This window comes from Anaerobranca gottschalkii DSM 13577 (genome assembly GCF_900111575.1).
GTDB lineage: Bacteria > Bacillota > Proteinivoracia > Proteinivoracales > Proteinivoracaceae > Anaerobranca > Anaerobranca gottschalkii.
Genome location: NZ_FOIF01000048.1, coordinates 1 through 14,721, shown reverse-complemented (window position 1 = coordinate 14,721; position 14,721 = coordinate 1). Strand labels below are relative to the sequence as shown.

At 31.6% G+C, this 14,721-nt stretch carries 20 protein-coding genes and 4 tRNA genes; 23 read left to right on the top strand and 1 reads right to left on the bottom strand.

Features of this window, described 5'->3' with window-relative positions; genetic code table 11:
• Positions 1–480 precede the first annotated feature (480 nt).
• The 4 genes from BMX60_RS09640 (at position 481) to BMX60_RS09625 (ending at position 2,668) form a co-directional block, all read left to right on the top strand.
• Positions 481–1,011, top strand: a complete 531-nt coding sequence (locus BMX60_RS09640) for a DUF4446 family protein (protein ID WP_091351264.1) — start codon at positions 481–483, stop codon at positions 1,009–1,011.
• A gap of 39 nt (positions 1,012–1,050) precedes the next feature.
• Positions 1,051–1,935 carry a M23 family metallopeptidase gene (locus tag BMX60_RS09635; protein ID WP_091351263.1) on the top strand — a complete coding sequence of 295 codons (885 nt, stop codon included), beginning with the start codon at positions 1,051–1,053 and terminating at the stop codon, positions 1,933–1,935.
• Between the two features lie 12 nt (positions 1,936–1,947).
• Positions 1,948–2,337, top strand: a complete 390-nt coding sequence (locus BMX60_RS09630) for a bactofilin family protein (protein ID WP_091351262.1) — start codon at positions 1,948–1,950, stop codon at positions 2,335–2,337.
• A gap of 88 nt (positions 2,338–2,425) precedes the next feature.
• The gene (locus tag BMX60_RS09625) at positions 2,426–2,668 is read left to right on the top strand and encodes a YkuS family protein (protein ID WP_091351261.1); all 243 of its coding nucleotides are present in this window, start codon (positions 2,426–2,428) and stop codon (positions 2,666–2,668) included.
• A 21-nt stretch (positions 2,669–2,689) separates the two neighbouring features.
• On the opposite strand, the gene yyaC is transcribed toward BMX60_RS09625, so the two are convergent.
• Entirely contained in the window at positions 2,690–3,289 is a 600-nt protein-coding gene (gene yyaC, locus BMX60_RS09620; RefSeq protein ID WP_207648433.1) for a spore protease YyaC, read from the bottom strand.
• A 135-nt stretch (positions 3,290–3,424) separates the two neighbouring features.
• Between yyaC and BMX60_RS09615 the strand changes: the two genes are divergently transcribed.
• From BMX60_RS09615 to BMX60_RS09525, 19 genes are all read left to right on the top strand, one after another.
• A complete protein-coding gene (locus BMX60_RS09615; RefSeq protein ID WP_091351260.1) occupies positions 3,425–4,462 on the top strand; it encodes a YkvI family membrane protein in 1,038 nt (345 codons plus the stop codon).
• 54 nt (positions 4,463–4,516) lie between these two features.
• Entirely contained in the window at positions 4,517–4,861 is a 345-nt protein-coding gene (locus BMX60_RS09610) for a hypothetical protein (RefSeq protein WP_091351259.1), read from the top strand.
• A gap of 21 nt (positions 4,862–4,882) precedes the next feature.
• Complete coding sequence (locus BMX60_RS09605; RefSeq protein ID WP_091351258.1) at positions 4,883–6,034, top strand: CD0519/CD1768 family membrane protein; 1,152 nt, start codon at positions 4,883–4,885, stop codon at positions 6,032–6,034.
• A gap of 75 nt (positions 6,035–6,109) precedes the next feature.
• Positions 6,110–6,763 carry a hypothetical protein gene (locus tag BMX60_RS09600; RefSeq protein ID WP_091351257.1) on the top strand — a complete coding sequence of 218 codons (654 nt, stop codon included), beginning with the start codon at positions 6,110–6,112 and terminating at the stop codon, positions 6,761–6,763.
• A gap of 13 nt (positions 6,764–6,776) precedes the next feature.
• A complete protein-coding gene (locus BMX60_RS09595) occupies positions 6,777–7,019 on the top strand; it encodes a TIGR03905 family TSCPD domain-containing protein (protein ID WP_091351256.1) in 243 nt (80 codons plus the stop codon).
• 1 nt (position 7,020) lies between these two features.
• Complete coding sequence (locus BMX60_RS09590; RefSeq protein WP_091351255.1) at positions 7,021–7,209, top strand: DUF951 domain-containing protein; 189 nt, start codon at positions 7,021–7,023, stop codon at positions 7,207–7,209.
• Between the two features lie 98 nt (positions 7,210–7,307).
• The gene (gene rpsF / locus BMX60_RS09585; protein ID WP_091351254.1) at positions 7,308–7,592 is read left to right on the top strand and encodes a 30S ribosomal protein S6; all 285 of its coding nucleotides are present in this window, start codon (positions 7,308–7,310) and stop codon (positions 7,590–7,592) included.
• Positions 7,593–7,610: 18 nt separating this feature from the next.
• Entirely contained in the window at positions 7,611–8,000 is a 390-nt protein-coding gene (locus BMX60_RS09580; protein ID WP_091351253.1) for a single-stranded DNA-binding protein, read from the top strand.
• A 19-nt stretch (positions 8,001–8,019) separates the two neighbouring features.
• The gene (gene rpsR / locus BMX60_RS09575; RefSeq protein ID WP_091351252.1) at positions 8,020–8,247 is read left to right on the top strand and encodes a 30S ribosomal protein S18; all 228 of its coding nucleotides are present in this window, start codon (positions 8,020–8,022) and stop codon (positions 8,245–8,247) included.
• A 72-nt stretch (positions 8,248–8,319) separates the two neighbouring features.
• Complete coding sequence (locus tag BMX60_RS09570) at positions 8,320–8,628, top strand: MazG-like family protein (RefSeq protein WP_091351251.1); 309 nt, start codon at positions 8,320–8,322, stop codon at positions 8,626–8,628.
• Positions 8,629–9,552 carry a DUF2232 domain-containing protein gene (locus BMX60_RS09565; protein WP_091351250.1) on the top strand — a complete coding sequence of 308 codons (924 nt, stop codon included), beginning with the start codon at positions 8,629–8,631 and terminating at the stop codon, positions 9,550–9,552.
• Positions 9,553–9,564: 12 nt separating this feature from the next.
• Positions 9,565–10,008, top strand: a complete 444-nt coding sequence (gene rplI / locus BMX60_RS09560; protein WP_091351249.1) for a 50S ribosomal protein L9 — start codon at positions 9,565–9,567, stop codon at positions 10,006–10,008.
• A 24-nt stretch (positions 10,009–10,032) separates the two neighbouring features.
• A complete protein-coding gene (locus tag BMX60_RS09555; protein WP_091351248.1) occupies positions 10,033–11,151 on the top strand; it encodes a M20/M25/M40 family metallo-hydrolase in 1,119 nt (372 codons plus the stop codon).
• Between the two features lie 251 nt (positions 11,152–11,402).
• Entirely contained in the window at positions 11,403–12,806 is a 1,404-nt protein-coding gene (locus BMX60_RS09550) for an NAD(P)/FAD-dependent oxidoreductase (RefSeq protein WP_091351247.1), read from the top strand.
• 12 nt (positions 12,807–12,818) lie between these two features.
• Entirely contained in the window at positions 12,819–14,102 is a 1,284-nt protein-coding gene (locus BMX60_RS09545; protein ID WP_091351246.1) for an adenylosuccinate synthase, read from the top strand.
• A gap of 69 nt (positions 14,103–14,171) precedes the next feature.
• Positions 14,172–14,247: transfer RNA gene (locus tag BMX60_RS09540), tRNA-Lys, on the top strand.
• Between the two features lie 4 nt (positions 14,248–14,251).
• Positions 14,252–14,326, top strand: a tRNA-Glu gene (locus BMX60_RS09535).
• Between the two features lie 5 nt (positions 14,327–14,331).
• A tRNA-Asp gene (locus tag BMX60_RS09530) sits at positions 14,332–14,408 on the top strand.
• A 13-nt stretch (positions 14,409–14,421) separates the two neighbouring features.
• Positions 14,422–14,497: transfer RNA gene (locus BMX60_RS09525), tRNA-Phe, on the top strand.
• Positions 14,498–14,721: the final 224 nt, after the last annotated feature.

Below are 14,721 nucleotides of genomic sequence, written 5' to 3'. Positions count from 1 at the left end.
GGATTGGTCCAATAATTGGGCACCTGTAAATTTAATAGAAAATAATAAACAAGATTAACAGTTTGTAGACAAAATCATTTTTTAAAGGCTGTAGTAATTAAACATTCTAACAAAGTTTTACGTCGAGATTTAAGGCTTCTATCTAAAAGGAAGAAGGGTACCGCTCTAATTCGCCGTCCATGGCTCAATAGAGCTTTCGGAACGTCCTGTTCCTCACCCCTTCTTCCTTTTATCTAATCAGCTCTTAAATCTATCTCCTCAACTTAATCGTATCTTTGTTTAATTACCACAGCTGGTGATGACTTTGTCTATAGTTTGTCTTCAGTCTGTGATTAAGTTAATTTGTTATAAAAAATAAGCAAGGTTTATTGTGTAAAAGCAATAAATCTTGCTAAATTTTATTATAAAATAGTTTGAACTTCCTTAAAGATAAAGATATAATAAAAATGTTATACTTAAAAAGTAAATGGGGGATAAAAAATGATGGATACTTTAGAAATATTTAATGAATTCAGTCATATAATTTTACTAACAGTAAGTTTATTGTTGTTGTTAACGTGGCTGATGTTTTTTATTAGTATAAAAAATATGAATAAAAAGTTAAAAAAATATAAAGAGCTTACAAAGTTTTCTAATGGTAAAAATGTAGAAGAGATTTTAACTGATTTCGGTAAAAGATTACATATATTAAATTCTAATGTAGAACAGATAGAACATAATTTTCAAAGACATTTAGATAAAGTCAAAAATCATCCTCAATACTATAGTATAGTTCGTTTTAATGCCTTTGATAATACAGGTAGTGATCTCAGTTTTGCTATTGCACTATTAGATGATAATTTTGATGGAATAGTTATAAGTAGTATTTATGGAAGAGAAGAATCTAGGGTTTATGCAAAACCCATTGTAAATGGTAAATCAAATTACCATTTAACCCAGGAAGAAGAAAAAGCTATAAAAATAGCTAAAGAAAAAAAGAATAATTTTGCAGGAAGTAAGAATTTTGTGTAGAACTAATAAAATTAAAGTAATTGAAAGGGGGGGGAGTATTTGCAGGGGAAAGATAAAAATAAATTTACAATTATGGTAATACCCCATAACGAAGATTCGCCTTTAGTTTTTAAACTACCTCTTACCCTTATACAAATAATAGGTGTATTATTGCTTGGGGTAATAATGCTAAGTATAGGTTTTGCTACAAAGTATGTAGAATTAGTTAAATCATTAGATGAATTAGATTCATTAAGACAAGAAAATATAGCTAAAAGTGCTCAAATTGAATTATTGGCACAGGAAGCAGAAATTCTACTAGAAAAGTTTGAAGAGCTGAAGAAGTTAGAGGAAAAGTTAAGGGGATATACCGATGATGAAACAAACGCAGAAACTAACCAATTACGAGAATATTTATTTGCTACTAACAGGGGGATCACCACCCTTGATAGAGCAAACAGAAGTCTAGTTCATATTAACGAAAATATTCAACAACAAAAAGGATCTATGGAAAGTATAATAAGTGATATTGAAGAACAGAATAGACTGTTAAATGCAACACCTAGAGGATGGCCAACTTCTGGCAGGATAACTTCTCCCTTTGGAAATAGAAGACATCCCATTACAGGGGGCAGAGATTTTCATACAGGCATAGATATTGCAAATTCAACAGGAACACCAATTTATGCTACTGCTTATGGTAGAGTGACTGTTGCCTCTTACAGAGGAGGATGGGGTAATCTTGTAGTAATAGAACATGGCTATGGTTATACAACTTATTATGCCCATTTATCGAGAATTGTTGTTCGCCCTAATCAAGAAGTTTCCAGAGGTCAATTAATTGGATATATGGGGAGTACAGGGAGTAGTACTGGTCCTCACTTACACTATGAGGTGAGAGTTAGGGGAAATCCAGTTAACCCTCGCACATATATGAATAAATAGGGAGGGAAAAAAATGTTTAAAAAGAAAGAAGAACTTGATTATGCCAAGGTAGATACTATTATTGGGAAAGAAACATTTTTTAATGGTCAGTTCAATGGCAAAGGAATTTTAAGAATAGATGGTAAGATAATAGGAGAAATAAATCAAAGTGGGGATATAATTGTTGGTGAAACGGGAGTAGTAGAAGCTAATATTAAGGCAAGGCATATTACTGTTTCAGGTGTAGTTAAAGGAAATATAGAAGCTTCAGGATTATTACAATTACTTACAACAGCTAAAGTATATGGAGATATAAAAATACATAAATTATCAATTGATGATGGAGCTATATTTAAAGGTTGTTGTGAGATGATAAGGGAAGAAAAAACAATAGAAAAGGAAGAGTCTAAAAAGGTGGGATAAACACCTTTTTTTTTTTTTGCATAAATGAGAAGGAAATATTAAAAAATATAAACAGGCCTTTATAAAGAATAATTAAGGAGGTTCAAAAATGAGAAATATAGTGGCAGTAGAAGATGGATTAACAGATGTAAAACAAGCTCTAGAAAATGCAGGATTTAAAACAGTCAATTTATCTCAAAATGTAACAAATCCTGTAGCAGTAGTAGTAACTGGTATGGATGAAAATTTCTTAGGAATGCAAACAGTAACAAATGAAGTGCCGGTAATAGATTGTAGAGCTTTGACAGCTGAACAAGTTGTTGAAGAAGTGCAAAGAAGAATAGTACATTAAAAGAAGGGCATTGGCCCTTCTTTAAGCTTTTTTATGGGTTTTTAATAAAGTTAAATCTAAAATTGTTGACTCCAAAGAAGCAGCTATAATATTAGCCATTTTCATAACTACAGCTAATCGGGTATTCTGTAAAACAAAATATTCCATAAAACCTCCGACATTAACTACTCCTGTTATATATATATGGCCTACTTCCGGCAGTTCTTTTTTTACACCAGCACCGGGTTTTAGACTGCCGATCCCAACGGATATAGTACTAACATTTTCAAGGCTTCCCAAACAAGCATCGATAGCAATTACAAGGGGGTTTTTAAAATTCACCAATTTTTTTAATTTATCTTCAAGATTAGCTCCATGTACTGGATCTTCAAGTGTACCCATAATATGAACACTTTCGATATTATTTAATTTTTCTATTTTACTACCAACTAATGGACCTAAACTATCACCGGTAGAACGGTCTGTACCAATACACATTACAACGAGATCTGACCAATCTGGTTTAGCAGTATGAATATAGTCAAGTAAGCTGTTTTTAATAGTAAAATGACAGTTAGGTGAATTACTATCAACCCTTATACTATACATCTTTTTATCAGGTTTACCGAATAACCCAAACATAATAAACCTCCTAAATTTTAGCCGTAATAATTTTTATGTAATAACATAAAAATTATTCATAAGACATAGGAAATTATATAAAGAAATTGCAAAAATTAAAAAAATCAATGGGAGAAGGTAATAGGGGGGCTAACTATGGATAAAGAATCTAGGAAAATCGCTTTAACTTATGTAGGTGTAATAGTAGGAGCAGGGTTTGCTACCGGACAAGAAGTTTTTCAGTTTTTTACTAGATTTAACAACAAAGGATATATTGGAGCTATAACGGCTACTTTAGGTTTTATACTTTTTGGCTGGATTTACCTTAAGATAGTATATGAAGAATCAATATATAATTATTATGATTTATTGAAAAAAGTGGTTGGTAGAAAAGTCATAAAAATAATAGATTTTATAATAACTCTATTTTTATTAGGTAGTTTTACTATAATGATAGCGGCAGCCCATACATTGTTTATAAACTACATAATTCCTAATAGTTTTATTGCTTATCTAATTATAATAACTATACTTTGGTTATCTTTTATTAATGGGATAAAAGGTATTATTAACATAAATGGCATACTTATACCCTTTTTATTTTTAATAGTAGTGATTCTTTGTAGTTATAGTTTGTTATATGAAAAAAGTTTTCCAACATCTACATCCCTTGTTCCTAGAAATTACCTGTTTTCTAGTATTGTTTATGTATCTTATAATTTAATAATAGGGATGGTTGTACTAGCTTCATTAAAAAAAGAGATCTGCCATAAAAAAACCGTTATTATTGCTCCATTATTAGCAGGTATATTATTGGGATTGATGTTATTTTTAATGATAGGAGCAACAGCTAAATTGGCGTCTCCTTCAGACTTACCAATCATGGACTTAACAATTAATATCAACAAAATATTTAGTTGGTTATTAATAATAGCTATTGGTATTGCTATTTTAACTTCTGCCCTGGGAATTGGATTTGGATTAATAAATAGATTAGAAGAAAAATTTAAATTAAACTACCACCTTATGGTTATTTTGTTACTAATTTTAGGAGTATCTATTTCACTAATTGGATTTACCCCTTTAGTAGGTTATATTTATCCCTTTTTTGGATTTTTAAATTTATATATTATGGTTAATTCAATTAAATATATTTTTTCTAAATTGTTAAAAACAAAAAAAGGGTTGCTTTAGTGAAAAATTGATGATATGTTTGAAATAGAGGAATTCATTCAAAGGGTGAAAATAATGAAGAAAAATAGTTACAGTATATATATTTTTAATTTAATAATTTTAATTTTGTTTGCAGAAGCTTTATACTCCATCATTACAGGGCGAGGTATAGATAATAAAATAATCTTAACATCCTTACTTTTTTTAGGTGTTAAGATTTTTCATGATATATTAACCTACGTAATATATAGGAAGAAACTTTTTAGTTATTTAGAAGATTATTTTAAAGAAATTTTTATAACCATTTTAATTTCAATTATGGCAGGAGGGATTGCTTGGATTACAGAAATAATACTAAATGGTAATGTTAAAACTACAATTTTTGCAGTTATTACGTCGGTATATTTAAAAAGTAATTAAAGAATTGGAGAGTGGAGAGTTATGGCTCAAACTGTTAAAAAAAGGGTAAAAGCTGTTAACTTAGAGGCATTTTTAATATCAGGGGCTCTTTTTCTATTCGTTGGAACTCTAGGGTTTATTATGGGATTTGATAATATGTTTTCAACTATTATGAAAACTGCCCATGTGTTGTTATTGGACACAGTACTTTATATAATGGCAGTAGCTGTATTAGCAGGAGCCTGTGGAGCAGTTGCAGTTGAATTTGGTTTAATAGCTTTAATTAACAAAATATTATCACCACTAATGAAACCCCTTTTTAATTTGCCTGGAGCAGCTGCTATTGGAGGAATAACTACTTATATTTCTGATAATCCTGCGATAATTAGTTTAGCTAAAGATGAAGGTTTTAAAAAATACTTCAAAAAACATCAGTTACCTGTTCTTTGTAATTTAGGGACAGCTTTTGGAATGGGGCTAATCGTAACAAGTTTTATGATTTCTAGAGGTAAAGAGTTCATTATACCTGCTATTGTAGGAAATATAGGTGCTGTTATTGGTTGTATTGTAAGTGTACGGTTAATGCTAAGATCAACAAAAAAATTTTATAATGTTATAGATGATAGAGAAGATATAGATGACAAAGAACTTTTTGAATATCGGGAAATAAGGGATGGTTCAATTCCCCAAAGATTTTTAGAAGCTGTTTTAGAGGGTGGTAGAACAGGGGTAGAAATGGGACTAGCTATAATCCCAGGGGTACTGTTTATATGTACCTTAGTTTTAATGTTGACCTTTGGCCCATCACCAGAAGGCTATACTGGAGCAGCCTTTGAAGGGGTAGGATTTTTACCTTGGATCGGTAGATATTTATATCCAGTCCTTGAACCTATTTTTGGTTTCTCAAGTCCAGAAGCTTTAGCTTTTCCAGTAACTGCGTTAGGTGCTGTAGGAGCTGCAATCGGGTTAGTCCCAGGATTTTTAGAAAGAGGTTTAATACAAGCTAGTGATATTGCTGTATTTACAGCAATGGGAATGTGTTGGTCAGGTTATTTATCAACCCATGTAGCTATGATGGATGCCCTTGGTACTAGAGAGCTTATCAACAAAGCTATAATATCCCATACTATTGGGGGATTAGTAGCAGGGATATCTGCAAATTTAATAATGAAGTTATTATCCATTGTTTTATAGTTGATTTTTGTATTTAAATTAGATTTTAATCATAATCTTCACTATACCTAAATAATTTTAAGGGAGGTGAAGATTATGATTATAGATTTACTTTTTATAAACTGCATTTTTTGGAGCGGCATATGGGGTTATAGTAAAAAATATAAGAAATATATAATTAAAGTATTATTTTTTCTAAAAGCATTATTAATATCTATTTCATTATTTGGTAGAATAACTATAGTAAAATATGAAAAAATTACAGAAACTTTATCTCAAAAGGACTATGTAATTAAAGTTTTTGAAGAACCAGTAAAAGATTATTTAATGGTTAGAAAAATTGTAGAAGAGTTACCTGTAACAACGGAAATTCAAAACCGTCTAGTAAAAGAGTATTATAAAGAAAATACAAGCTTTGTAGTAGAAGAATTGCTAATTACCATTGGTGGTATAATAGGGCAATTACTAAATATGTTAATAATATTTACTTTAATTTTCTTAATACTACAAGGAATATCATCATTATTGTTGTATAATAGAAAAATAGAACTAAATGGGAATAATAATAAGAAAATATTAGCTTGTTTTATAAATATCATAGTAAACTTTGTATTTATGACAATAGTGATTATTATCTTAAATTGGTTGAGCTATTTTTTAATAGATAAATTACCTGAAATAAGTATGGCAAACTCGATATTTGCACCAATTATTTATAAAATTATAGATATAATTGTTAATATAGTTTAAGGAGGTATTTGTTTTGTTATTTAAATTTAAACCACAGGGAGTATGTTCTCAAGAAATAGTAATCGAAGTTAAGGATGGAATTGTAGTAAAAGTAGAATTTATAAAGGGATGTACAGGAAATGTACAAGGAATTGCCAGGTTAGTAGAAGGTAGAAGGGTAGAAGAAATTATAGAAAAATTATCTGGTATTCAATGTAGGAATGGAACATCTTGCCCAGACCAGTTGGCAAGGGCTTTACAAGGAGTGGTCGCTTAGAATGAATTTAAAATTTCAAGTAGGAGATTTAGTAGAAATGAAAAAGCCCCATCCGTGTGGTAATAAAGTCTGGGAAATTTTAAGGGTTGGAATAGATTTTAGAATAAAATGTATAAATTGTGAAAGAAGTGTGTTATTACCAAGGGAAAAATTTGAAAAAGGTTTTAAAAAATTTGCAGACCCTAAATAAAGGAAGGGTTTGCTTTTTCTAATTTTTATGTTATAATATATTAGTCCCTGCCCTATGAAAAATAGGGCCGTTAGTCCAGAGGGAGGAGGTGAATGTCGATGACAAAATACGAATTAGTATTTATTGTAAACCCTGAACTTGAACAAGAAGCTATTCAAGCTTTAATCGAAAAGTTCAACGGCATCATTACCAATCAAGGTGGAACAGTTGATGAGGTTAATGAATGGGGTAAAAAACGTTTAGCTTACGAAATCAACAACAAAAAAGAAGGTTACTATGTTTTAGTTAACTTTACTGGTAATGGTCAAGTTGTTGATGAGTTAGATCGTATTCTAAAAATTACCGACGGAATCTTAAGACACATGATAGTTAAAAAAGGTTAAGTATAAGGGGGAGTACCAATGATAAATCGAGTGGTATTAGTGGGTAGACTCACAAAAGACCCAGAACTTAGGTATACTCCCAATACTGGTATTGCTGTAACCACTTTTACCTTAGCTGTCAACAGAAATTATACAAATCAACAAGGGGAAAGGGATGCAGACTTTATACCAGTTGTTGTTTGGAGAACAGCAGCTGAACATTGTGCAAACTATTTAAGAAAAGGTTCCTTAGCGGGAGTTGACGGTAGAATACAAACTAGAAGCTATGAAACCCCAGATGGCCAAAGAAGATATGTCACAGAAGTAGTCGCCGAAAATGTTAGATTTTTAGACTCACGATCTAAGTCAGTTGGAGGAGAAGATTTTGCATCTTTTGGCGAAGAAGTAAATGAAGATGTTCCATTTTAATTGGTAAGGAGGGAAAAGGATGCGCAAAGATAAAAAAAGAGGCCGTAAAAAAGTTTGCAACTTTTGTGTAGATAAAATTGAGCAAATTGATTACAAAAGTGCTGACAAACTTCGTAAATATATTACTGATAGAGGTAAAATTATGCCTCGCCGTATTTCTGGAACCTGTGCTCATCACCAAAGACAGTTAACAACTGCTATTAAGAGAGCAAGGATCTTAGCATTACTGCCATTCACAGCTGAATAAAATTTGTAGAAAAAACGGGGCAAAATTTTTGCCCTTTTCTGCTATATATCGATTTTTCTTGGGGGTGGGAAAATGAGTGGAAAAGAAAAGATAGATATAGTAAAAAATATACATAGTATAGAAGCTATAAAGGTTAATATATTAGCAGGGGTTACCCGTATTTACGATTCCCTTAATAAAGGAAAAGATGAATTAGCAGTAGATTATATTATAGGTCTGATGATCGCTCTGTTTAGGTTGGCTAAAAAACTAGGATTTAGTTATAGAAAATTAGATCAAAAACTAGTGGAGAAGGTAAATTCGTTAGATGGGGAAGGTTCTACTGAGCTTAAAGAGGATATAGAAGAATTGAAACAGTACTTGATGGCTAGAGGTGAGTAAATGAAAAGGATAACTACTAAATCAATAGTAGAGGGGGCACTGTTATTAGGGATTTTAGTAGTATTATCTCTATTAACTATTTATACTCCCTTAGGTTTAGTAACTTTTTTCTTATTACCCACTCCTATTATCTTTGCAGTAATTAGGCATAATATTAAAGTAGGTTTAATGATTTCCTTTTTATCAATAATATTACTTATTGTTGTGGGAGTTGACCCTTATACCTCCTTAGTTAATATGATATTTGCTAATTTTATTGGTTTAACATTAGGATATTCTTTTTCAAAAAAACTCAAACCTACCTTTACTTTTTTACTCACTTCAGTAGCTACATTATTATCCTTTATCTGTATTTTTTATTTAGCAGTAACTTTTCTAGAATATGATTTTCTTGATGAAATACTAGAAATTCAAATTTCTTCTTTAGAGATGGTACAATCTTTCTTACAACAATTTGGCAATAATGTAGATATAGAAAAGCAATTTATAATGTCAAAAGCTGATTTTATTTATATACTTCCAGCTTTATTAATATTAGCTTCGATGTTTTATGGTTATTTAGCTTTAACTGTCACTCAAAAAATTCTAAAGAGTTTTAAAGTGCCCTATGAACAATTACCGCCCTTTAGTCATTGGAAATTCGGTTATTGGCTGTTATGGATATTTGTTTTAGCTCAAATAATACCTATAGGTTTTCCTCAATTAACTAGAATAGGGGTCAATATATTACAAGTTACAGTAATGGTTATAGTATTACAGGGAATCTCTATAATAACCTTTTATATAAAGAAAATTAACTCAAAACCCTTAAGAATAATAACAATGACTTTAGTTATATTAAATTTTTTTGGTAATCCACTATTTTTTCAAATCCTTCTATTAGCTAGTATAGGAGACTTTTTCATTAATTTTAGACGGATTTAGGAGGTGTTTTTTATGAAAGTTATTATGTTACAAACAGTAAAAAAAGTAGGAAAACAAGGAGAAATTATAGAGGTTTCTGAAGGTTATGCTAGAAATTTTTTAATCCCAAAAGGTTATGCTGTAGAAGCATCAAAGGGTAATGTAAAGGTATTAGATGATAAAAAACAAGCTGAACAAAGGAAAAAAGAAAAAGAATTAAAGGAAGCTAAAGAGTATGCAGAAAAAATCAGTAATATGGAGCTTGAAATTTTAACAAAAGCTGGAGAAGGTGGAAAACTCTTTGGATCAGTTACAACAAAGGAAATTGCCTCCCTTTTAGAAGAAAAAGGAATTAAAGTAGATAAAAGAAAAATTGAGTTGTCTGAGCCAATAAAAAGTACAGGGGAATATAATGTTACCATAAAGTTACATCCAGAAATAACTGCTACTGTAAAATTAGTTATTATCCCTCAATAAAAAATTTCTTAGGAGGTATGTAAAATGGTAAATGAAAAAAGGCTTATTGAAGAATTTATGGAGCTTGTCAAAATTGATAGTATTACTAAAAAAGAAGGGGAAGTAGCAAAGGTTATTATAAAGAAATTAGAAGAATTAGGTGCTGAAGTTTATGTAGATAAAGCTGGTGAAAAAGTAGGTTCAAACACAGGAAATATTATAGCTAAAATAAAGGGAACTTTAGAAAAACCTACCATTCTTTTTTCTGCCCATATGGACACCGTTGTCCCTGGAGAAGGCATTAAACCAATAATTAAAGATGGAATAATTTATAGTGAAACAGATACTATTTTAGGAGCAGATGATAAAGGTGGTATTGCAGCAATTTTAGAAGGGATAAGGGCTGTAAAAGAAAATGATATCCCCCATGGTGATATAGAAGTGGTATTTACCATTGCTGAAGAAGGGGGATTATTTGGAGCAAAAAATTTAGATTATAAAAAATTAAGTGCGAAAATGGGATATGTACTTGACAGTGATGGTAAACCAGGGACAATTGTCGTTAAAGGACCAGCTCAAGATAAAATCGAAGTAGTAATAAAAGGAAAAGCTGCCCATGCAGGTGTAAGCCCAGAAGAAGGAGTCAGTGCCATTGTAATTGCTAGCAAAGCTATAGCTGAAATGAAACTACTTAGAATCGATGAAGATACCACTGCAAATATTGGAATAATTTCTGGCGGAACGGCAACAAATATTGTAACAGATAAAGTTGAAATTAAAGGAGAAGCACGGAGTACAGTAGAAGAGAAATTAAATTTACAAACTAAACATATGGTAGATTGTTTTGAAAAGTGGGCTAAAGAACTTGGCGGAGAAGCAATAGTTAAAACAGAAAGAATGTATTCGGCATTTGATTTAACTGAAAAGGACCCTGTTGTACAAAATGCTATAAAAGCAGCAAGAAATTTAGGGTTTAATGTGGTATTAAAAGCTACTGGTGGTGGTAGTGATACTAATATTCTTAATACCTATGGAATACCAACAGTTAATTTAGGTATAGGAATGGTTAAGCCCCATACTACCAATGAACAAATTTCTATAGAAGACCTTGTAAACAGTGCTAAATATGTAATTGAATTACTTACAACAAAGGAAGGGTCATAAAACTCTTCCTTTGTTGTTTATAATATAAATAATAAATATCTATAAAATTATTTGGCAATACTAATACAGTTAGGGATGCTAGTGATATTCGTAAAAAAAACAGTTAAAATAATAATTTAATGGACAAAACATTCTAAACAATACATTTAACGAACGTTTAATAAAAGTAAATACAAAAAGTTCATGTTTTCCCCTTGCTTTAATTAAGGATTTAGTTTAAACTAGCATAGGATGTATTAAAATTAGGAGGGATTCCTATGACTTATGATGTTATTATTGTAGGTGCAGGTCCTGCAGGTATTTTTACAGCTTTAGAGTTGGTAAAAAAAGATAAGGACAAAAAAATCCTTATACTTGATAAAGGAAGAACAATAGAAAAGAGGACATGCCCATTAAGAACTTTACAAAAATGTGTCCATTGCCAACCTTGTGGTATAGTTAATGGTTGGTCAGGGGCAGGAGCCTTTAGTGATGGGAAACTATCTTTGTCTCCAGAGGTTGGAGGAAGATTAACAGAATACATGGATTATCAAAAGGTACAAGAATTAATAAAATATGTTGATAACATATATGTTAGTTTTGGGGCCAACGGGAAAATACACGGCCTCGATAATAAGAAAGTAGAAGAGATAATGTATGAAGCATCAAAATACAATATAAAGCTGGTTCCATGTCCTGTTAGACATTTAGGAACTGATTTAGGGTATGAAGTTTTAAAGAAAATGTACTATGCTTTAAAGGAGCATAAAAACTTTACTTTTCTCCAGCTGACTGAAGTTACTGATTTAATCATTGAAAATGAACAAATAAAAGGTGTTAAAGCTAAAAATAAAGAAGGAGAAAAAGAGTATTTCGGTAAAAATATTGTTTTAGCTCCAGGAAGGGGTGGAGCGGGATGGTTAGAAAAACTAATGAAAAATGCAAATATAAAAACAGAAAATAATGAAGTAGATATTGGTGTTAGGGTGGAAGTCCCCAATTCGGTGTTAGACCATCTAACAAAGCATCTATACGAACCGAAGTTGATTTATTACTCTGATACCTTTGAAAATAAAGTCCGCTCATTCTGTGTTAATCCAGGTGGATATGTATCAGAAGAACATTATGATGAGAATTTAGCGGTGGTAAATGGTCATAGTTTTGCCGATGATAAACAAAAAAGTCCTAATACTAACTTTGCTTTATTGGTATCAACAAAATTTACAGAACCCTTTGATCAACCTATAGAGTATGGTAAATACATTGCTAAATTAGGGAATATGATAACAGGGGGCGGAATCTTAGTACAAAGGCTAGGGGATTTGTTAAATGGTAGGAGAACTAACAGTCATAGATTGTCTAAGTCAACAACTGTACCAACTTTAAAAAGTGCGGTGCCAGGGGATCTTAGTTTTGTTTTACCTCACAGATATCTAACATCAATTGTGGAAACTTTAAAAGCTTTTGATAAAATTGCACCAGGTATTTATTCTAAAAATACTTTGTTATATGGAGTAGAGGTTAAATTTTACTCTTCTAAAGTAAGCATAGATGAAAATTTCCAAACCAAAATTGAAGGGTTATATACCATCGGAGATGGTGCTGGTTTAACTAGAGGATTAATGCAAGCATCAGTTTCAGGAGTTGTAGTTGCTAGACATATTTGCAATAAATAAAGGGGGATTTTAATGAAAACATTAGTTATTGTAGGTACCCAATGGGGCGATGAAGGTAAAGGTAAAATAACTGACTATATGGCTGAAAGGGCCGATGTAGTTGTAAGATATCAAGGAGGTAATAATGCTGGGCATACCATCGTTATTGGTGGTAAAACATATAAACTCCACTTAATACCATCAGGAATATTGAATAAAGATAAAATATGCATAATTGGTAATGGGATGGTAGTAGATCTAGAAGCCTTAGTAAAAGAAATAAATTATCTAGAAGATTTAGGAGTAGATGTCTCTAACTTACGGATAAGTGAAAGTGCCCATTTGATATTACCTTACCATAAAGAAATAGATTTACTTGCAGAAACAAGAAGGGGAAAAAATAAAATAGGAACTACAGGAAAGGGTATAGGACCTGCTTACATGGATAAGGTAGCAAGATGTGGTATTAGGATGGCGGACATTTTAGATGAGGAAGTTTTTAAAGAAAAATTAGCAGCAAATTTAGAAGATAAAAATTTACTAATCGAAAGATATTATGGAGGACAACCTTTAGATTTCCAAGAAATATATACTAAATATTTAGAGTACAGTAAAAAGATCAAACAATATATTTGTAACACCTCAGTTCTATTAGAAGAAGTTTTGAATTCAGGTAAAAAAGTTGTTTTTGAAGGGGCACAAGGAACGTTATTAGATATTGATCATGGAACATATCCTTATGTAACAGCATCTAATCCAGTTGCAGGAGGAGTATGTATAGGTGCTGGTTTAGGACCTTCTAAAATAGATAAAGTATTAGGTGTTGTCAAAGCATATTCTACTAGGGTAGGAGATGGACCTTTCCCTACAGAAATTTTTGATCAAACTGCAGACCAGATAAGGGAAATAGGTAGAGAATATGGAACTACTACAGGAAGGCCTAGAAGAATTGGTTGGATAGATACTGTTATTTTACGCCATGCTAAAAGGGTTAGTGGCTTAGATTATTTAGCTATAACTTTATTAGATGTTTTAACAGGACAGTCTAAAATTAAAATTTGTACAGCTTATGAAATTGATGGAGTTAAAGTTGAACACTTTCCTGCTACAATAGAAAAATTACAAAAATGTAAGCCAGTATATGAAGAAATGGATGGTTGGACTGAAGATATTAGCAAAATAACAAGTTTTGATGATTTACCTATAAACGCCCAAAAATATATTAGAAGAATTGAAGAGTTAGTAGGAGTACCAGTAGCAATGATATCAGTAGGTCCTAAAAGGGAACAAACTAAAGAGTTAATTTCTTTGTTATAAGAAATAAAAAAACAAAAAAACTATTGACACTTTGTGTATATCATAGTATTATATACAAGTGTCAGTTATGAGCCATTAGCTCAGTCGGTAGAGCACCTGACTTTTAATCAGGGTGTCCCGCGTTCGAGTCGCGGATGGCTCACCATTTAGGCCCCTTGGTCAAGTGGTTAAGACACCGCCCTTTCACGGCGGTAACAGGGGTTCGAATCCCCTAGGGGTCACCAAATAAGGAGCTGTGGTGTAGAGGCCTAACATGCCTGCCTGTCACGCAGGAGATCGCGGGTTCGAATCCCGTCAGCTCCGCCAGTAAAGTATATGTGCCTCGGTAGCTCAGTCGGTAGAGCAGAGGACTGAAAATCCTCGTGTCGGCAGTTCGATTCTGCCCTGAGGCACCATAAGAAAATTAGAAAACACCTGTTATAGGTGTTTTTTTGTCATATTATAAACTCCGAAATAATATTATTTATAAAACATATTTTTTTAAGGAGTTAGTTTATGCAAATTTTACATAGTATTCACTTTGTAATTGCTTTAGGTATATTTTTAATAATCATAAAGGAGTTTGCCAAATCCTGCTCCCATTTAATCACAGAGAATAACAGGAAGATATTATTAAAAT